Annotated in this window: 17 protein-coding genes; 13 read left to right on the forward strand and 4 right to left on the reverse strand. The window is 65.6% G+C overall.

Annotation, left to right across the window (positions count from 1 at the left end):
• The first annotated feature begins 28 nt into the window (after positions 1–28).
• Complete coding sequence (gene cobA, locus KU884_RS09630; RefSeq protein WP_167782445.1) at positions 29–1,228, forward strand: uroporphyrinogen-III C-methyltransferase; 1,200 nt, start codon at positions 29–31, stop codon at positions 1,226–1,228.
• A gap of 78 nt (positions 1,229–1,306) precedes the next feature.
• Here the strand turns inward: cobA and KU884_RS09635 are convergent, their stop codons facing one another.
• From KU884_RS09635 to KU884_RS09645, 3 genes are all read right to left on the reverse strand, one after another.
• The gene (locus tag KU884_RS09635; protein WP_167782446.1) at positions 1,307–1,978 is read right to left on the reverse strand and encodes a Bax inhibitor-1/YccA family protein; all 672 of its coding nucleotides are present in this window, start codon (positions 1,976–1,978) and stop codon (positions 1,307–1,309) included.
• A gap of 171 nt (positions 1,979–2,149) precedes the next feature.
• Positions 2,150–3,838, reverse strand: a complete 1,689-nt coding sequence (locus KU884_RS09640; protein WP_167782447.1) for an isovaleryl-CoA dehydrogenase — start codon at positions 3,836–3,838, stop codon at positions 2,150–2,152.
• Between the two features lie 43 nt (positions 3,839–3,881).
• Complete coding sequence (locus KU884_RS09645; protein WP_167782448.1) at positions 3,882–4,415, reverse strand: EAL domain-containing protein; 534 nt, start codon at positions 4,413–4,415, stop codon at positions 3,882–3,884.
• A 151-nt stretch (positions 4,416–4,566) separates the two neighbouring features.
• Here KU884_RS09645 and KU884_RS09650 point away from each other — a divergent pair, with 151 nt between their 5' ends.
• The 6 genes from KU884_RS09650 (at position 4,567) to lysS (ending at position 13,399) form a co-directional block, all read left to right on the forward strand.
• The gene (locus KU884_RS09650; protein WP_167782449.1) at positions 4,567–5,520 is read left to right on the forward strand and encodes a 5'-nucleotidase; all 954 of its coding nucleotides are present in this window, start codon (positions 4,567–4,569) and stop codon (positions 5,518–5,520) included.
• Positions 5,521–5,619: 99 nt separating this feature from the next.
• Positions 5,620–6,228, forward strand: a complete 609-nt coding sequence (gene thrH, locus KU884_RS09655; RefSeq protein ID WP_167782450.1) for a bifunctional phosphoserine phosphatase/homoserine phosphotransferase ThrH — start codon at positions 5,620–5,622, stop codon at positions 6,226–6,228.
• 13 nt (positions 6,229–6,241) lie between these two features.
• Entirely contained in the window at positions 6,242–6,817 is a 576-nt protein-coding gene (locus tag KU884_RS09660; RefSeq protein WP_167782451.1) for a metallophosphoesterase, read from the forward strand.
• 9 nt (positions 6,818–6,826) lie between these two features.
• Positions 6,827–10,729 carry an ATP-dependent RNA helicase HrpA gene (gene hrpA / locus KU884_RS09665; RefSeq protein ID WP_167782452.1) on the forward strand — a complete coding sequence of 1,301 codons (3,903 nt, stop codon included), beginning with the start codon at positions 6,827–6,829 and terminating at the stop codon, positions 10,727–10,729.
• Between the two features lie 57 nt (positions 10,730–10,786).
• Positions 10,787–11,882 (forward strand): peptide chain release factor 2 gene (prfB, locus tag KU884_RS09670; RefSeq protein ID WP_167782453.1). Its coding sequence is split into 2 segments (ribosomal slippage): positions 10,787–10,858 and positions 10,860–11,882, totalling 1,095 coding nucleotides; the frame shifts between segments, so codons are not numbered across the junction.
• Positions 11,883–11,899: 17 nt separating this feature from the next.
• Positions 11,900–13,399, forward strand: coding sequence for a lysine--tRNA ligase (gene lysS / locus KU884_RS09675; RefSeq protein WP_254432010.1), 1,500 nt, complete (start codon positions 11,900–11,902; stop codon positions 13,397–13,399).
• A 125-nt stretch (positions 13,400–13,524) separates the two neighbouring features.
• Here the strand turns inward: lysS and KU884_RS09680 are convergent, their stop codons facing one another.
• A complete protein-coding gene (locus KU884_RS09680; protein WP_167782455.1) occupies positions 13,525–14,610 on the reverse strand; it encodes a folate-binding protein YgfZ in 1,086 nt (361 codons plus the stop codon).
• 69 nt (positions 14,611–14,679) lie between these two features.
• Between KU884_RS09680 and KU884_RS09685 the strand changes: the two genes are divergently transcribed.
• The 6 genes from KU884_RS09685 (at position 14,680) to KU884_RS09710 (ending at position 18,780) form a co-directional block, all read left to right on the forward strand.
• On the forward strand, positions 14,680–14,865 hold the full coding sequence (locus tag KU884_RS09685) for a DUF1674 domain-containing protein (RefSeq protein WP_167782456.1): 186 nt from the start codon (positions 14,680–14,682) through the stop codon (positions 14,863–14,865).
• Between the two features lie 268 nt (positions 14,866–15,133).
• On the forward strand, positions 15,134–15,529 hold the full coding sequence (sdhC, locus tag KU884_RS09690) for a succinate dehydrogenase, cytochrome b556 subunit (protein ID WP_167782457.1): 396 nt from the start codon (positions 15,134–15,136) through the stop codon (positions 15,527–15,529).
• The gene (gene sdhD, locus KU884_RS09695) at positions 15,529–15,909 is read left to right on the forward strand and encodes a succinate dehydrogenase, hydrophobic membrane anchor protein (RefSeq protein WP_167782458.1); all 381 of its coding nucleotides are present in this window, start codon (positions 15,529–15,531) and stop codon (positions 15,907–15,909) included. Before sdhC ends, sdhD begins: the two co-directional genes overlap by 1 nt.
• A gap of 5 nt (positions 15,910–15,914) precedes the next feature.
• Positions 15,915–17,705: a succinate dehydrogenase flavoprotein subunit gene (sdhA, locus tag KU884_RS09700; protein ID WP_167782459.1), complete on the forward strand. Its 1,791-nt coding sequence runs from the start codon at positions 15,915–15,917 to the stop codon at positions 17,703–17,705.
• 33 nt (positions 17,706–17,738) lie between these two features.
• A complete protein-coding gene (locus KU884_RS09705; RefSeq protein WP_167782460.1) occupies positions 17,739–18,518 on the forward strand; it encodes a succinate dehydrogenase iron-sulfur subunit in 780 nt (259 codons plus the stop codon).
• A gap of 13 nt (positions 18,519–18,531) precedes the next feature.
• Positions 18,532–18,780 (forward strand): succinate dehydrogenase assembly factor 2, encoded by a 249-nt coding sequence (locus tag KU884_RS09710; RefSeq protein ID WP_254432011.1) that lies wholly within the window; start codon positions 18,532–18,534, stop codon positions 18,778–18,780.
• The last annotated feature ends 26 nt before the right edge of the window (positions 18,781–18,806 follow it).

Raw genomic sequence — 18,806 nt, forward strand, 5'->3', positions numbered from 1 at the left:
GGATTGTCTGTCGCAAGGAGCCAGGCTAATGAATGACTGCATGACGCTGCGGCTGCGCGACAACGGCCGGCCGACCCTCGTGATCGGCTCTCACCCTGACGCGAAGCGGTTGCTGGCGATCCTGGGCCGGGACGCCACTGACTTCGCCGGCATGGGCGCGAAATGGCCGCCGGGGGTGAGGCCGTGGGCGCCAGCCGGGGCAGAACCGGACATCACCGAAGCGGTGGCACAGTCTGCACTGTTGGTGATCCTTGACCCTGCAGAGTCCTGCGCTGATGACGCTCTGGCCGCTGCACAGGCGGGGCGCGTCCCGTGCTGGATCCCGACGGCACCGGAACGTGGAACCGCGGAGCCGGCGTTGCCGCCGCTGACCGGGCCGGCCACCGACTGGCTGGCGGAGTCGGAGGGTGCTGTGCGCGCGGCCCAGGGAACCCAACCCGGTGTTGGTGACGTGAGTCTGGTAGGCGCCGGGCCCGGTGCACCGGATCTGTTGACCCTGCGCGGGCTGCGGGCCCTGCAGACCGCCGACGTGGTGATCTTTGACCGCCTGGTTGCCGACGCGCTCCTGGAGCAGGTGCCGCCGCGCTGCGAGCGGATCTACGTGGGCAAGCGCCGGCGGGATCATCCGGTGCCACAGGAGGAAATCAATACCCTGCTGTTGCGCCATGCCCGCGCGGGCAAGCGCGTCGTGCGCCTGAAGGGGGGCGACCCATTCATCTTCGGGCGTGGCGGCGAGGAGATCGAGCATCTCATGGAAGCCGGCATCCCGTTCCGGGTGATTCCCGGCATTACCGCGGCCAGTGGCTGTGCCGCCTACGCCGGTATACCGCTGACCCACCGCGACTACGCTCAGTCCTGTGCCTTCGTTACCGGTCACCGCAAGGACGGTGAGCTGGATCTGGATTTCCGCGGCCTGGTGCGGGAGGGCCAGACCCTGGTGTTCTACATGGGATTGCACAGCCTGCGCGATGTGTGTGCCGGGCTGATGGGTGAGGGCATGGCACCGGAGATGCCGGCCGCCCTGGTCCAGCAAGGGACCACCCGCGCTCAGACCATCATCGAGGGAACCGTCAGTGATCTTGCCGATGCGGTGGAGAGCCGCGAGGTGCGGGCACCGACACTGCTGATCATTGGTGAGGTGGTACGTCTGCGCCGGCGCCTGGACTGGTTTCATGGCTCAGGCGAAACCATGGCCTGGGCCAGTCCGGATCGTGAGCTGACATCCTGACAGCCGGCGGGCATCCCGGAAACGCGAAGCCCCGCTGAGGCGGGGCTTCGTCGTTGCGGTCAGGGTATCGCCGGTTGCTCAGTCGTCGCCGCCAAAGGCCATCAGCAGGTGCAGCAGACTGGTGAACAGGTTGTAGATGGCAATATAGAGGCCCACGGTGGCCATGATGTAGTTGGTCTCGCCGCCATGCACCAAGGCGCTGGTCTGGTACAGGATGAATGCCGACATCAGCAGAATGAACATGGCGCTCACGCCCAGCATCATCCCGGGCATCTGAAACACCATCGCACCAAGACCGGCCAGGAAGGCCACCAGGATGCCCGCAAACAGGAAGCCACCCATAAAGGAGAAATCCTTGCGGGTGCTCAGCGCATACACCGACAGGCCGATAAAGATGGCCGCGGTGCCGCCGAAGGCGGTCATGATGATCTGGCTGCCGTTGGGCACCGCCGTGAGATAGAAACTCAGGATGGGTCCCAGCGTGTAGCCCATGAAACCGGTGAGGGCAAACACCGACACCAGACCCCAGGCACTATTGCGCAGGGCGTTGGTGACGAACAGCAGGCCGAAGTAGCCGCCCAGCACAACGATGAAGTGCAGCGGGGGTGCATTGGTGACCATGGCCACGCCCGCCATCACCGCGCTGAATGCCAGCGTCAGGGACAACAGGCTGTAGGTGTTGCGAATGACCTTGTTGGTCTCGATCGCCCGTGCACCGGAAGTGCTGACGACGCGTTCTTGGCTTGTCATTGCCTCATGCCTCCTTGTGGTCCATGCCCTTTCGCGGTTCGGGAAGACACATCCCGCCGCGTTCCGGGAATATTCTAGCGCGCTCCGCTGCCGGGCACGATACACAAGTATGGGGCCCGGGCGCCATGGTCGCCGCACAGGTGCAGACCGCAGGATCCGGAGCAGGTTCCCTCAGCTACCGTCTTCCGTGGGCGCTGCCCGGTCCAGAATGGCGGCCAGGTCGGCTTGGTGGCTCAACCCCCCGTAGAGCAGCGTCCGGTTCGGCCCCAGCCGCGCCGCACAGAAGGCATCGGCGACGGCCGCGTTGCCGTTCCGGATGAGTAATGCGGCCTGCAGTGCAAGCGCAATGTCCTCCACCAGGACCCGGGCCTCCATGGGCAGTTCCGCGCCCCCGTGCAGCCGCTGCTCGATGCGTTGTACCGCGTCGTCCAGATACCGGTTTTCACCCCGGCACTGCCGCAGCTCCTCCAGCAGTACGTCCAACGTCTCCGGGCTTTTCTGCATGGCACGCAGCACATCCAGGCACTGGATGTTGCCGGACCCTTCCCAGATGGCGTTCACCGGCGCCTCCCGGTAAAGGCGGGGGAGGGCGTGCTCTTCCACATAGCCGGCACCGCCCAGACATTCCTGGGACTCGGTGATATGACCAGCGGCCCGCTTGCAGATCCAGTACTTGCCCAGGGCCGTGGCGATCCGGGCAAAGGCGTGTTCGCGGGGATCGGTCGCCTGCCGGTCCAGAGCCGCGGCCACGCGGAAGGTCAGGGCCGCTGCGCCTTCGACCTCCACCGCCAGGTCCGCGAGGACATTGCGCATCAGCGGCTGGTTCAGCAGCAGATCCCCGAACGCCCGGCGCTGGCTGCAGTGATGCATGGCCAGGGCGAGCCCATGACGCATCAGGCTGGCGGAACCGATCATGCAGTCCATGCGCGTCTGCGCCACCATCTCGATGATGGTGGCCACGCCCCGACCCTCCTCGCCGATCATTACCGCATGGGCGTGCTGGAATTCCACTTCGCTGGATGCGTTGGAGCGGTTGCCCAGCTTGTCCTTGAGTCGCTGAATCCGGATGGTGTTGACGGTGCCGTCCGGACACCACCGCGGCAGCAGAAAACAGCTCAGGCCACCGGCGGTGCGTGCCAGTACCAGGAAGGCATCGGACATGGGAGCGGAGAAAAACCACTTGTGACCGACCAGACGGTAGGCCCGGCCGGGGCCACCCCCGGCAACGGGTTCCGCAATGGTGGTGTTGGAGCGCACGTCGGAGCCGCCCTGTTTCTCCGTCATGCCCATGCCCAGGGTGAGACCGGTCTTCTGCTCCGGCGGCAGAAAACGGGGATCGTAGTGATTGCCGAGAATGCGTGGCTCCCACTCCCGCGCCACTTCCGGCTGATGCCGCAGCGCCGGAATGCAGGCATGGGTCATGGTGATGGGGCACATGGTCCCGGCTTCCGCCTGGTTGTGCAGGTACATCAGCGCCGAGCGCACCACATGGGTGCCCGGCCCGGGCTGGCGCCAGGAGAGGGCATGGATTTCATTGCCAATGCCCGCTTCCATGAGTCGGTGGTAGGCGGGATGGAACCGCACCTGGTCCACCCGGCGACCGTACCGGTCGTGGGTCTGCAGTTCCGGCGGATTCCGGTTGGCGTCGAATCCGGCTGCCCATAGCTCGCCACCGGCGCGGGCACCGTACTCCTGCAGACGGTCCTCGCCCCAGCCATCACCTTCACGGTGAACGGCCTCCTGCAGCACGTGGTCGGTGAGGTAAAGATTGCGTCCCTCGAAGGGAGTGGGCTGGTTCTCCACCTCGTGGGTGGCCCAGGTGATGGGGGTGCTGTTGCCCGTTCCGCGATCGGTCGCCATGGTCTCCTCCTCGGCAATGGCCGATTCGTCACCAATTATGGCATCACCGCGCCCGATTGTTCGCCCCCCGCCCGGGCTGGCGGACACGAGGTTCCAAGGCCTCCGGGCGCCCGAACCGATACCCCTGGGCGTAATCGACGAACGCCTTGTCCAGCTTGAGTTCCTCCAGCGGCAGGTAACTGAGGTAGTGCAGCGAGGAATAGCCCTTGCCGAAGTCGTCCAGCGACATGCGGACGCCCGAGCTCTTCAGTGTACCGATGACCTCATGGGTCAGCTCGATATTGGCCAGGAGAATATCTTCGGTGATCTCCAGCACCAGCATGGACGGATCGACATCGTGTGCCCGGGCACGCTGGATGACGAATTCGGCGAAACCCCGGGAAAAAAAAGAACAGCGCCAGCAGCAGCGCAGTGAAAATCCAGCCCACGGGGCAGCAGGATGCCGGCACCGAGGAAACCGTTGCGGGTCAGCGCAAAAATGCCAGACCGCCGACAACCAGGAACCGGTTAATGAAACGGTCCGGGTCCGCCGAGGGGCTCTTCGGGTCTTCACGTCGTCCCGTCGTCCCGTCGTCATCCAGAGTCTTCCATGGGATCATTGGGTGTTAGCTGTCACATGTGTCCACCTTGTGGGCACGGCGGGATCGCCTTAACGCGGCAGCAGTCACACTTTGGCACCGGGTCCGGAGGATGGAATCCACCCCGCCCGGGGAACAGGACACCAGATCATGCCCGTTTCCTTCGACGGTAAACTCGTCATTGCTATCTCCTCACGCGCCCTGTTCGACATGGCCGAGAGCCACCGCGTGTTCATGGAGCAGGGGGTGGACGCGTACTGCCGGTACCAGCGGGAGCACGAGGACGAGGTCCTCGCGCCCGGCGTGGCATTCACGCTGGTGCGCAAGCTGCTGCGCCTGGAAGGCATTGACGGCGGTGTGGAGGTGATCCTGTTGTCCCGCAACAGTGCGGATACCGGCCTGCGCGTGTTCAATTCGGTGGAACACTATGGCCTCAGTATTACCCGGGCTGCTTTCACCAACGGCGAGCGTCCGTGGCGCTACATTCCGGCATTCGGCGCCCACCTGTTCCTGTCCGCCGACCCCAACGATGTCGCTCAGGCCCTGCAGCACGGCTATGCGGCGGCCACCATCCTGCCGTCGGCCGGGCGCGACACGGAGGATCCGGGTGACCGCGAGGTCCGTATTGCATTCGACGGCGACGCGGTGCTGTTCGCCGATACCGCCGAGCGTGTCTTCCAGGAATCCGGACTCGAGGCCTTCTCTGCCAGTGAGCGCCAGCAGGCCCGCTCACCGCTGCCCGGGGGGCCATTCAAATCGTTCCTCGCGGCGCTGCACCAGCTCCAGCGCCGCGAACAGACCGGTGGTGAATCGAGCCCGATCCGCACGGCGCTGGTCACGGCGCGGAGCGCCCCCGCCCACGAACGGGTCATTCGCACACTGCGCCACTGGGATATCCGCATTGACGAAGCGCTATTCCTGGGCGGATTGCGCAAGGCGGATTTCCTGGCTGCGTTCGGCGCCGACATCTTCTTCGACGATCAGCAAGGTCATTGCGAGATCGCGAGCCAGCAGGTTGCAACCGGACATGTGCCCCACGGCGTGAGCAACGTGCCGCGGGAGGAGTCCGATGATTCCGGCCAAGCCGGTGTGACGGGGGGCTGACGCCGCAGTGACGCCACTTTCAGGCCTGTTGCAGGCAGGGGGAAAAAAGACTACCTTGTGCGCGGTTTTCGGGCCGGGTCGGCCAAGGAGCGAGCGAGCGTGAATATCGTCTGCCTGGATCTGGAAGGCGTGCTGGTACCGGAGATCTGGATTGGCCTGGCAGAGCGCACCGGCATCCAGGCGCTGCGTGCCACCACCCGGGATGTGCCCGATTACGATGAGCTGATGCAGCAGCGACTGCGCATCCTCCGTGAGCATGGCCTGGGCATGGATGACATCCAGGCCGTGATTGACGCCGTGCGGCCGTTTCCAGGTGCGCGTGAGTTCCTCCACTGGGTCCGTGAGCGCTACCAGCTGGTAATCCTGTCGGATACCTTCTACGAATTCGCGCGACCGCTGATGCGCCAGCTGGACTGGCCGACCCTGTTCTGTCACCGGCTGGAAGTGGACGGTGAGCGCCGGATCGTGGATTATCATCTGCGGCTCGCCGACCACAAGCGAGCTGCGGTGGCGGCGTTTCAGCAGCTGAATTTCCGGGTCACGGCAGCGGGCGATTCCTACAACGACACCGGCATGCTGTCCCAGGCCGAGCAGGGGATCCTGTTTGCGCCGCCGCAGAATGTCATCGACGACTTCCCCCAGTTTCCGGTCACCCGGGAATACGATGCACTCAAGGACGCCATCCAGCAGGCGTTCGCGCACTCCTGAGTCAAGCGATTCAATGAGCGATACTTCGACGACGCGTGTTGCGATCCTGGCCGACACCCATGGTTTTCTCGATCCCCGCATTGCGGAGCGGGTCGCGGAATGCGACTACGCCATTCACGCAGGGGACGTGGGCGGGGCCGACGTGCTGTGCTCGCTGAACCCGACGACCTCGGTGGTCGCCATTCGCGGCAACAACGACACTGCGGACAAATGGGCGGAATCCGAAAGTCACTTTCTGGAGAATCTGCCTGAGGTGGCCGAGTTGTCTCTCCCGGGCGGCACCATGGTGATTACCCACGGCGATGACAACCGCAGCCTGTCGGAACGTCACAAGTACCTGCGCCAGCGTTATCCCCAGGCGCAGGTGGTGGTGTACGGCCACAGCCATCGGCTGACCATGGACTGTGACGAAACCCCGTGGGTTCTCAACCCGGGGGCGGCCGGACGGACCCGGGTTCATGGCGGGCCTTCCTGTCTGCTGCTGACCTGCACCCAGCAGGAATGGAGCGTGGAAGCGGTGCAGTTGCCCGCCAAGCGCTACCCCAACCGCGACAGTCAGCGGCGGCGCGCCACCCAGGCGACGGACTGACCGGAGGCCATGGCCGGCGGCGCTGAACAGCAGGACACGCCGACCCTCCAGGGTGTGCGCGAACAGCTGGGCCAGGCCATGGGCGCCGACCGGCGGGCTTTCCGCAAGCGGTTGCGTGGCCTGGAGCGCCGCGCCCGCGACGGCAAGCCGTTTGATCGCGGGCTGACGCGTCTCGGTCGAGACGTCCAGCGTTCCGTTGTCCGCCGCGCACGACGGCTGGAACGCCTGCCGACGCCCGATTATCCCGCCGATCTGCCGGTCACCGACCACCGGGACACCATTGCCGAGGCCATTCGCGACCATCAGGTGGTGGTGGTCTGCGGCGAGACCGGCTCCGGCAAGAGCACCCAGTTGCCGAAGATCTGCCTGGACCTCGGCCGCGGCATCGACGGCATGATCGCCCACACTCAGCCGCGCCGCCTGGCCGCGCGCACCCTGGCCAATCGTGTCGCCGAGGAGTTGCGCACCGAGGTGGGCGATGCGGTGGGTTACAAGATCCGCTTCTCCGACCACGTCAGTGACGACACCTTCATCAAGCTGGTCACCGACGGCATGCTGCTTGCCGAGATCCAGGGTGATCGCGAGCTGGACGGCTACGACACCATCATCATCGACGAGGCGCACGAGCGCAGCCTCAACATCGATTTCCTGCTGGGGTATCTCAAGCAGCTCCTGCCGCGCCGGCCCGATCTGAAGGTGATCATCACGTCGGCGACCATCGACCCCGAACGGTTTGCGCGACACTTCGACGATGCGCCCGTTGTCCACGTCTCCGGGCGCAGCTACCCGGTGGACGTGCGTTACCGCCCACTGGCCGCAGACGACGAAGACAGCCGCGACCGCGACCAGCAGACCGCGATCATCGACGCCGTGGACGAACTCGCCCGCGAGGGGCCCGGGGACATCCTGGTGTTTCTGGCCACCGAGCGGGAGATCCGGGAGACGGCGGAGGCGCTGCGCAAGCAGCATCCACCCGGGACGGAGATTCTGCCGCTGTTCGCCCGGCTCAGCGCCGCGGAACAGCAGCGCGCGTTCCGGTCCCACCAGGGGCGACGCATCGTGCTGGCCACCAACGTGGCGGAGACATCCGTGACCGTGCCGGGCATCCGCTACGTGGTAGACACCGGCCGCGTGCGGCTGAGCCGCTACAGCTTCCGCAGCAAGGTCCAGCGCCTGCCCATTGAACCGATCTCCCGCGCCTCCGCCGATCAGCGTGCGGGCCGCTGCGGGCGGGTCGCGCCAGGCATCTGCGTGCGGCTGTACAGCGAAGAGGACTACCAGTCCCGTCCGGAATTCACCGACCCGGAAATCCAGCGCACCAACCTGGCAGCGGTGATCCTGCAGATGCAGGCCCTGGGCCTGGGCGCCGTGGAGGAGTTTCCGTTCGTGGAGCCCCCGGACCGGCGCTACATCAATGACGGCTACCGTGGCCTGTTCGAGCTGCAGGCGGTGGACGCCGAGCGCCGGCTCACGGAGTTGGGCCGGCGCCTGGCGCGTCTGCCGGTGGACCCCACCATCGGTCGCATGCTGCTGGCGGCCGGCGAGATCGGAGCGCTGGACGAACTGCTGATCATCGCCGCCGGCCTGAGCATTCCCGATCCTCGCGAGCGCCCCATGGAGGCGCAGCAGGCTGCCGATCAGGCGCACCGTGAATGGCGCGATGAAGCTTCGGATTTTCTCGCCTTCGTGAACCTGTGGCGGGACTACCAGCACAACCGCCGGCATCTGACCCGCCGCAAGCTGGACCGCTGGTGCCGCGAGCGCTACCTGAGCCCGATGCGCATGCGCGAGTGGGCGGACATTCATCGCCAGCTCAAGGAGCTGGCCACGGCGCAGGGATTCCGGCTCAACAGTGAGGCGGCGGACTACAAACCGTTGCATCGGGCGCTGCTCACGGGGCTGCTGGGCAACGTGGCCATGCGCAATGATGAACAGACCTACCTGGGTGCCCGGGAGCTGAAGCTCACCATCTTCCCCGGCTCTGCGCTCAGCAGGCGTCGACCCAAGTGGATCGTTTGTGCGGAACTGGTGGAGACCTCCAGGGTCTTTGCCCGCACCGTTGCCGCCGTGGATCCGCGGGAGGTGGAAGCCGTTGCCGGCCACCTCGTCCAGCGCAGCTACAACGAACCCCATTGGGATCCTCGACGGGGACGCGTCAGCGCCTTTGAAACCGTCACCCTTTATGGGCTGCCGCTGGTCACGGGGCGGCGGGTGGACTACGGCCGCATCGCCCCGGAAGAAGCCCGGGAGATCCTCATCCGCCAGGGGCTGGCCGAGGACCGGGTGGACAGCCCCGGACGGTTCCGTGAACACAACCGCAACCTGATCGCCGAGGTTCAGGCGCTGGAGGAGAAGTCCCGGCGCCGCGACGTTCTGGTGGAGAGCGACCGCATTCGCGATTTCTACGCCGAGCGCATCCCGGCAGAGGTGGTCGACCTCAAGGGCTTCGAGCGCTGGCGCAAGCAGGTCGAGCAACAGCACCCCCGGCGCTTGTACATGACCCGTGATGCGCTGATGCAGCACCAGGCGGAGGACGTCACCGGCGCCCGCTATCCGGAGACCCTGCGCGTGGGCGAGTTGCAGCTGCCGCTTGCCTACCATTTCGAGCCGGGACATGCCGACGACGGTGTCTCGCTGCAGGTGCCGCTGGCCGCTCTCAATCAACTGGAGCCGGAACCGTTGGAATGGCTGGTTCCCGGGCTACTGGAGGAGAAGGTCACCGCTCTGATCCGCGGCCTACCCAAAACCCTGCGCCGGAACTTCGTGCCGGCACCGGATTTCGCCCGGGCCGCGCTGGATGCCGTGCCCGCCGGGAAGGGGTCGCTGGTTGACGCCCTGCGCCGTCAGCTCCATCGAATGACCGGAGTGGACGTACCCCCGGAGCAGTGGGATGCCGTGGCACTGCCGGAGCACCTGCGCATGAACATTCAGGTGCTGGACGCCGGTGGTGTGCTGGTGGAGCGAGGGCGCGATCTGCGTGCACTGCAACGCCAGCTCGGCGAGCACGCCAGCGCCGAATTCCGCACCGCCACGCCGGATCCGGAGTGGGAGCGTGAAGGTCTTACCCGCTGGGATTTCGGCGACCTGCCCGAGGTGGTTGAGTTCCAGCGGCAAGGGGTGAGCGTACGCGGCTATCCCGCCGTGGTGGATGAGGGCAGCAGCGTGGCACTGCGTATCTGCGATGCACCGGAGACTGCGGTGATGCGCAGCCGCGCCGGTGTGCGTCGGCTGATCCGCCTGCATCTCCGCGAGCCGATCCAGCATCTTCGGGACAACCTGCCAGATTTTCAGCGTATGAGCCTGCAGTACCAGGGAATTGGCAGCAGCGACGAGTTGCGGGACGAACTCATCGGCGCGGTGGTGGACCGGCTGTTCCTGAGCGGGGCCGCTCTGCCCCGCAGCGAGACAGCCTTCCGCGAACTCCTGGAGACTGGTCGCGGTGAGCTGGTGGAGGAGGGGGAGCGTTTCGCCCGGCGGGTGGCCCGCATCCTGGGGCGGTATCACGCCCTGCGCAAGGCGCTGAAACAGCCCCGGGGCCTGGACGGCATGGACAGCTTCCGGGACATGAACGACCACCTGGATCACCTGGTCTTCCCGCACTTTCTGCTGGAGCTGCCACCGGCGTTGCTGGAGTCGCTGCCACGCTACCTGGACGGCCTGGAGCACCGGGTGGAGAAACAGGCAGAGGATCCTCGCCGCGACGCCCAGCGGACCCACCTGGTGCGCCCCTGGTGGGAGGCATGGCAACAGCGCGCCGAGCGCCATCGCCAGGAGGGCATTCACGACCCGGAACTGGCCACCATGCGTCAGCTTCTGGAGGAATACCGCGTCTCCCTGTTCGCCCAGCATCTGGGGACCGCCATGCCGGCCTCCGAGAAGCGCCTGCGTCAGCAGTGGCAGCAGGTGCGGTAGGCCGACCCTTTGTAGTACCATGCGCGCCTTTCCCGGCAACACCGAGCAGATGCAGTTATGGAACTGAACGCCCTTTATACCCAGGCGGCCGATCTCCGCGAGCGCGTGGAAGCGCTTAGGGGGTATCTTTGACTACCCGGGCAAGAAGGAGCGACTGGAAGAGGTTCTCCGGCTGCTGGAAGACCCGAACATCTGGAATAACCCCGACGAAGCCCAGTCCCTGAACCGCGAACGGTCGCGGCTGCAGAACACCGTCGATCAGCTGGCGTCCCTGCGCAGCGGCCTGGCCGACGTGGACGAGTTGCTGGACATGGCCCAGGAAGAGGGCGACGAGGACACGGCCCGGGCCGTGGAATCGGACTTGACGCAATACCAGAAGGCGGTGGCGACGCTGGAGTTCCAGCGCATGTTCTCCGGCGAAATGGACGCCAGCAACGCCTTCATGGACATCCAGGCCGGTTCCGGTGGCACCGAGGCCCAGGACTGGGCCAACATGCTGTTGCGCATGTATCTGCGCTGGGCGGAGCGCCACGATTTCGCCACCGAGATCATCGAACTCTCGGAAGGGGACGTGGCCGGCATCAAGAGTGCCACGGTGCGTGTTGACGGCGATCACGCCTTCGGCTGGCTGCGTACGGAAACCGGTGTCCACCGCCTGGTCCGCAAATCCCCCTTCGACTCCGGCAATCGTCGCCACACGTCCTTCGCGGCGGTGTTCGTGTCACCGGAAATCGACGATAACGTGGCGATCGAGATCGACCCCTCGGATCTGCGCATTGACGTCTACCGCGCCAGCGGCGCCGGTGGTCAGCACGTCAATACCACCGAGTCGGCGGTGCGCATCACCCACGAACCCACTGGTGTAGTGGTTCAGTGCCAGAACGACCGCTCGCAGCACCGCAACCGTGAGACGGCGATGAACCAGCTCCGCGCCAAGCTCTACGAGCGCGAAATGCAGGCGCGCCGCCAGAAGCAGGCCGCCGCCGAGGACGACAAGTCCGATATCGGCTGGGGCAGCCAGATCCGCTCCTATGTGCTGGATCAGTCCCGGATCAAGGATTTGCGCACAGGTGTTGAAGTGGGAAATACCCAGGCCGTGCTGGATGGTGATCTGGACCGGTTCATCGAGGCCAGTCTCAAGGCCGACGTCTGAACAAGCGAGAAGTGACCGTGAGCAAGGACACCCCCGAAACCGACGAGAACAAGCTCATCGCCCAGCGCCGGGAGAAGCTCCAGACCTGGCGCGAGACCGGCGCGGCGTTTCCCAACGATTTCCGGCGCGATGCCTTTGCCGCCGATCTGCACGCGGCTCACGCCGATCAGGACACGGAAACCCTTGAGAACGAGGGTGTCCGGGTGCGAGTGGCCGGCCGCATGATGGCCAAGCGGGTCATGGGCAAGGCGAGTTTCACCCAGATCCAGGACATGACCGGCCGCATCCAGCTCTACGTCCGCCGTGACGATCTGCCGGAGGGCCATTACCAGGATTTCAAGAAGTGGGACGTGGGCGACATTGTCGGGGCCGAGGGGACACTGTTCCGCACCCGCGCCGGTGAGCTGACGGTGAATGTCGACCGCATCGCGCTGCTCACCAAGTCGTTGCGCCCGCTGCCGGAGAAGTATCACGGTCTCACGGATCAGGAAGCGCGCTACCGGCAGCGCTACCTGGACATGATCATGAACCCGGAGGTGCAGCAGGTCTTCCAGTTGCGCAGCCGCACCATTCAATTCATCCGCGATTACCTCAATGCCCGGCGCTTCCTGGAAGTCGAAACGCCCATGATGCAGCAGATTCCTGGCGGGGCAGCCGCGCGGCCGTTCGTGACCCATCACAATGCACTGGACATGCCGCTGTACCTGCGCATCGCCCCGGAGCTTTATCTCAAGCGCCTGGTGGTGGGCGGCTTCGAACAGGTCTACGAGATCAACCGCAACTTCCGCAACGAAGGGGTGTCCACGCGGCACAATCCCGAGTTCACCATGCTGGAGTTCTACCAGGCCTACGCCAACCACCACGACCTGATGGACCTCACCGAGGAGCTGCTGCGCTCCCTGGCGGTGGAACTCAAGGGAGCGCCGGAGCTGGAATGGCAGGGGGAGGCCGTGGATCTCGGTCAGCCGTTCCTGCGCATCGCCCTGCGCGACGCCATCGTCGAACACAATGCCGGGGTGAACCCCGCAGAGCTGAACGACCCGGCCATGGCCCGGGCGGTGGCCGATCGGCTGGGGGTGTCGGTGGACGAGGATGCCGGCCTGGGCAAGATCCAGCTGGCGATTTTCGAGGAAACGGTCGAGGACAAGCTGCGGGCGCCGACGTTCGTCATCGACTACCCCAAGGAGGTATCACCGCTGGCACGACCCCGCGACGACGATCCCTTCGTCACCGAGCGGTTCGAGTTGTTCATCTGCGGCCGCGAGATGGCCAACGGTTTCTCGGAGCTCAACGATGCCGAAGACCAGGCCGAGCGTTTCCAGGCACAGGCGGCAGAGAAGGATGCCGGCGACCTGGAGGCCATGCACTACGATGCTGACTTCATCCGCGCCCTGGAATACGGCCTGCCCCCCACGGCGGGCGAGGGCATCGGCATCGACCGTCTCGTGATGCTGCTGGCCGACCAGGCCTCGATCCGCGACGTGCTGCTGTTCCCGGCCATGCGCCCGGAGGCGTGAGGCCCCGCCGGCCATACCTCAGTGCACCGTAGGGCGGACCTTCAGGTCCGCCGTTACAAGACATGCAAGCCAAGGCGCCTTGATCGAAACCCGCTCGGCGGACCTGAAGGTCCGCCCTACGATAGCTACGATTCCTCGGCGGCGTCCTCGTCGCTCTCGGGCATGGGGACCGGGTAAGGCAGCTGCGCGAAGCCGGCGGGCTGACCGCCCAGGCGCAGATCCTGGCGGTCGCGGTAGGCGACACGGAGCACGGCCAGAGCCTCGACGCCGGCAGGCCCGGCGACGGCACGGACCACCTCACCGGCGGAGGCGCCATCCACGGTGAGCACACTGTCACCGGGCAGAGGGACGTCGCCGCCCTCCGGCGCGGTGAGCCCGAACATGCGCCGACTGGGGGTGCCGCGATAATGCATGCGGGCGACCACCTCCTGACCCGGATAGCAGCCCTTGCTGAAACTGACGCCGCCGATGAGTTCCAGGTTCACCTGCTGTGGCACGAAGCGTTCGCTGGTGGCAGCGGCGACGGCCGGCTCACCGGCGCGGATTGCCAGCAGTTCCCAGGCACTGGGCGTCACCGGACGGGAGCCGCGGGTCAGGGCCTCCCACAGGCCGTGAATATCCCGGGCGTGGGCGATGACCAGGAAACGTTCCGGTTCGCCGCCGAGATTGACCACGCTGGTATCCCCGGCGTGAACCACGGTGCCCGTCCCCTGGGGCAGGGTGCCGGTGGCCTCGGTCACGGCCACGCCACCGGTGCCGGTGACACCGCACAGGGCGGCGTGGGGCGTGAAGTCCTGCAGCGCAACCCGGGAGCGCAGCACATACATGCGCAGGCGCTTCACAAGCCCCTCCAGCAGGCTCGCGTGGGTGATCAGGAGGAAGTCGTCATGGTCCAGACGCAGCACCCGGAAAATCGCCAGCAGACGGCCCTTGGGATTGCATAGTCCGGCCAGCCGGGATTCCGTTACTTCCTGGTCCGTGACACCCTGGCTGAGCTGCGCCTGAAGAAAGGCGGCGGCGTCGTCGCCGACAACGCGAATGACACCCAGCGCGGGCAGGGGCATGATGCCACCATCACCCAGGGTCGTGTGCAGTTCGGCACTGGCATCACCAAAGTCCAGCAGGTGGCCGTCGGCGTCGAAGCGTGCATGCTGTGCCGTGAGTAGTGTGGGCCAGTCGATGGTCGGGGCCACTTGTGAATGGTCGGGCATGATCTGGTGCACCAGTCTCTGATTGATGTGGTATAAATATCGTACAGTATTTGAAGAGGATTCGATCCCATGACTGACGAGCGCAGGTCCAATCAAGAGCCGAGCAGCGACACGCCGTCACCGGAAGCCCCCCACGATAACACGGTGAAACCCGGCGACCCGAGCACATGGCCAGCGGAACACGGCGGCCAGCGGGGACCCGAGCCAACCCGTTACGGAGACTGGGAAAAGGGTGGGCGCTGCACTGATTTTTGAAGGGGCTACCGGGTTCGTACCCGGGCGCTGCCGCCCCCGGACGGGCCGTGCTGCCTTGCATCATGGGGGCGGACGGTTTAGTTTATGAGCCCGCTTGCAAGGGCCTGTCCCGGGGTGAGTCTATCCCGCGGATGGCCCTTTCCCGGCTCCCGGATTCGCACGGCACGCACTGCCATCCCCGCGATGCAGCCCACCGCGCGAAGGAGTCGACTCACAGGGGTGCGTGCGCATCCTTTCGGAATCACAGGCCGTTGCGGAGCGAGTCACGATGCCAACCGATAATCGACCGCTATCCCCCCATCTCCAGATCTATCGCCCCCAGTGGACGTCGGTGCTCTCCATTTCTCACCGTGTCGCCGGCGTCGCCAACAGTATTGGCTCGCTGCTGGTCATCTACTGGCTGGTCTCGCTCGCCAGCGGTCCGGATGCCTTTGCCCGCGCTCAGGCGGTGCTCGGCTCCTGGCTGGGGATGCTGATTCTGTTCCTGTTCACGCTCGGCATGTTCTACCACTTGTGCAACGGCATCCGGCACCTGTTCTGGGATGCGGGCAAGGGGTTTGACCTGGAGACCGCGAAGCGCTCGGGCATGGCCGCCGCCGGAGGCGCGGTCGTACTGACGCTGCTGCTGTGGATCGTGGTCTTTGCCACGATGGGAGGTGCCTGATGAATTTCCGGACTGCAGTCAAGGATGCCCAGGGACTGGGGTCGGCGAAGGACGGCGTCCACCACTGGTGGATGCAGCGGGTGACCGCGGTGGCGCTGGTGGTGCTCGTGATCTGGTTCGCCTTCTCCATGGCCGCGCATGCCGGGTCCGGTTACGAGGCCATGCGCGCCTGGATTGGTTCGCCGTTTACCGCCGGGGTTGCGATTCTGCTGCTGGCGACGGGCTTTTACCACGCGCAGCTCGGCCTGCAGGTGGTGCTGGAGGACTACGTGGGCAACAAGGCCATTGAGGTCGCCAGCATCATCGCCGTCAAATTCCTCGCCGCGATCCTGGCCCTGACGGGCATTCTCGCGGTGCTCAGCATCGCCTTTGGAGGCTGAACAGCATGTCCAGCTACGAAATCATCGATCATACCTACGATGTCGTTGTCGTCGGCGCCGGTGGTGCCGGGCTGCGCGCTACCTTCGGCATGGCCAATCAGGGCCTGAAGACGGCCTGCGTCACCAAGGTCTTTCCCACCCGCAGCCATACCGTGGCGGCGCAGGGCGGTGTCTCCGCCGCCCTGGGCAACATGGGCGAAGACGACTGGCGCTGGCACATGTACGACACCGTCAAGGGCTCGGACTGGCTGGGTGACCAGGACGCCATCGAGTACATGTGCCGCGAGGCGATTCCATCCATCATCGAGCTGGAACACTACGGCGTGCCGTTCTCGCGCACCGACGAGGGCAAGATCTATCAGCGGCCGTTCGGCGGCATGACCACCCACTACGGCGAAGGGCGCGCCCAGCGCACCTGCGCCGCCGCCGACCGCACCGGTCACGCCATTCTGCATACGCTGTATCAGCAGGCGCTGAAATACGAGGCGGAGTTCTTCATCGAGTACTTCGCCCTGGACCTGATCATGGATGAGGACGGCGCCTGCCGCGGCGTGATCGCCCTGAACATGCATGACGGCACCATCCACCGGTTCCGTTCGCACCAGACGGTGCTGGCCACCGGCGGGTACGGGCGCTCGTACTTCTCCTGCACCTCGGCGCATACCTGCACCGGGGACGGCATGGGCATGGTGCTGCGCGCCGGTCTGCCGCTGCAGGACATGGAGTTCGTGCAGTTCCACCCCACCGGCGTCTACGGCGCCGGCTGCCTGATCACCGAAGGCGTGCGCGGCGAGGGCGGCTACCTGACCAACTCCGACGGCGAACGCTTCATGGAGCGCTACGCGCCCAACGCCAAGGATCTGGCGTCCCGGGACGTGGTCAGCCGCTCCATGACCATCGAGATCCAGGAAGGGCGGGGGGTCGGTCCCAACAAGGACCATATCAACCTGCACCTGGAACACCTGGGCCCGGAGGTGATCAACGAGCGCCTGCCCGGCATCGCCGAGACGGCGCGGATTTTCGCCGGCGTGGACGTCACCAAGGCGCCGATCCCGGTGCTGCCGACGGTGCACTACAACATGGGCGGGGTACCCACCAACTACAAGGGCGAGGTGGTAACGCTCAGGGACGGCGACCCGGATGCCGTCGTGCCCGGCCTGATGGCCATCGGCGAGGCAGCCTGCGTGTCCGTCCACGGCGCCAACCGTCTTGGCTCCAACTCGCTCCTGGACCTGGTGGTGTTCGGTCGTGCTGCCGGGCTGCGCGCCAAGGAGCTGGTGGCAGAGCAGGGCGACAACCACCGGCCGCTGCCGGCGGATTCCGCGGACTTCGCCCTCGAGCGCCTGGACCGCCTGCGCAACGCCAACGGCTCCAGGCCCACGGCGGAAGTGCGCGCGGAGATGCAGGACGTCATGCAGAACTACGCCGCCGTGTTCCGCACCGGCGAGACTCTGGGGACAGGCTGCAAGAAGCTGGAAGACGTGTTCGCGTCCTTCGAGGATGTGCGGGTCACCGACCGTTCCCTGATCTGGAACTCCGATCTCATCGAGACCCTGGAACTGGACAATCTGCTCGGCTGCTCGGTAACCACCATCCAGGGCGCCCGCAACCGCACGGAAAGCCGTGGTGCACACGCCCGGGAAGACTACACCGAGCGGGATGATGACAACTGGATGAAGCACACACTCGCCTGGATGGATCCCAAGGGGAACACCACCATCGACTACCGTCCGGTGCACCTGAACACGCTCACCGATGAAGTTGAGCCGTTCCCGCCCAAGGCGCGGGTGTACTGATCCGACACCGGTACTGAACGAGGTTGACAGGCAATGGCAGAGTTTAAACTCCCAGTAAACTCCCGGGTGGGCGAAGGCAAGACCTGGAAAGCCCCGGGCGAGGCCAGCAACGTGCGTCGCTTCCGCGTCTACCGGTGGCAGCCGGACGAAGGGCAGAACCCACGGCTGGATACCTTCGAGCTGGACATGGACGACTGCGGGCCGATGGTCCTGGACGCCCTGATCAAGATCAAGAACGAGGTGGATCCCAGCCTGACGTTCCGGCGCTCCTGCCGCGAGGGCATCTGCGGCTCCTGCGCCATGAACATCGACGGCACCAACACCCTGGCCTGCACCAAGGCGTGCGATGAAGTGGACGGCGATATCCGCGTCTACCCGCTGCCGCACATGCCGGTGGTCAAGGACCTGGTGCCGGATCTGACCCACTTCTACGCCCAGTACGCCTCCATCAAGCCGTGGATCCAGACCCAGACGCCGACACCGCCGGACCGGGAACGCCTGCAGAGCAAGGAAGACCGTGCCGAGCTGGATGGCCTGTATGAGTGCATCCTGTGCGCCTGTTGCACCACCTCCTGCCCCAGCTACTGGTGGAACGGTGATCGCTACCTGGGGCCGGCGGTTCTGCTGCAGGCCTATCGCTGGATCGCCGATAGCCGGGACGAAGCCACGGGGGAGCGCCTGGACGAGCTGGAAGACCCGTTCAAGCTCTATCGTTGCCACACCATCATGAACTGTGCGCAGACCTGCCCGAAGGGACTGAATCCGGCCAAGGCCATCGCCGAGATCAAGAAACTGATGGTGGCGCGGCGCTGAGTCGGGGACACCCATGAGCGATATGTCCCGACTGCGCTGGCGCTGCCGGCGAGGCATGCGCGAGCTGGACCTGCTGCTGGAGCATTTCCTTGCCGGCGGTTACGGGGCGCTGGATGACGCCGGGCGGAAGCGCTTCGAGGAGCTGCTCGGAGAACAGGACGATATCCTGTTTGGCTGGTTTTACCAGGGAGAGATGCCGGCGGATGCAGAGATGGCACGGCTCGTGGAGCAGATCCGCAACGATTTCGGGCTTTCGCGTTAAGCGATCGCGGCTGCTGCGCTGGTGGC

It is taken from the genome of Aquisalimonas sp. 2447 (assembly GCF_012044895.1).
In the GTDB taxonomy this organism is placed as follows: Bacteria; Pseudomonadota; Gammaproteobacteria; order Nitrococcales; family Aquisalimonadaceae; genus Aquisalimonas.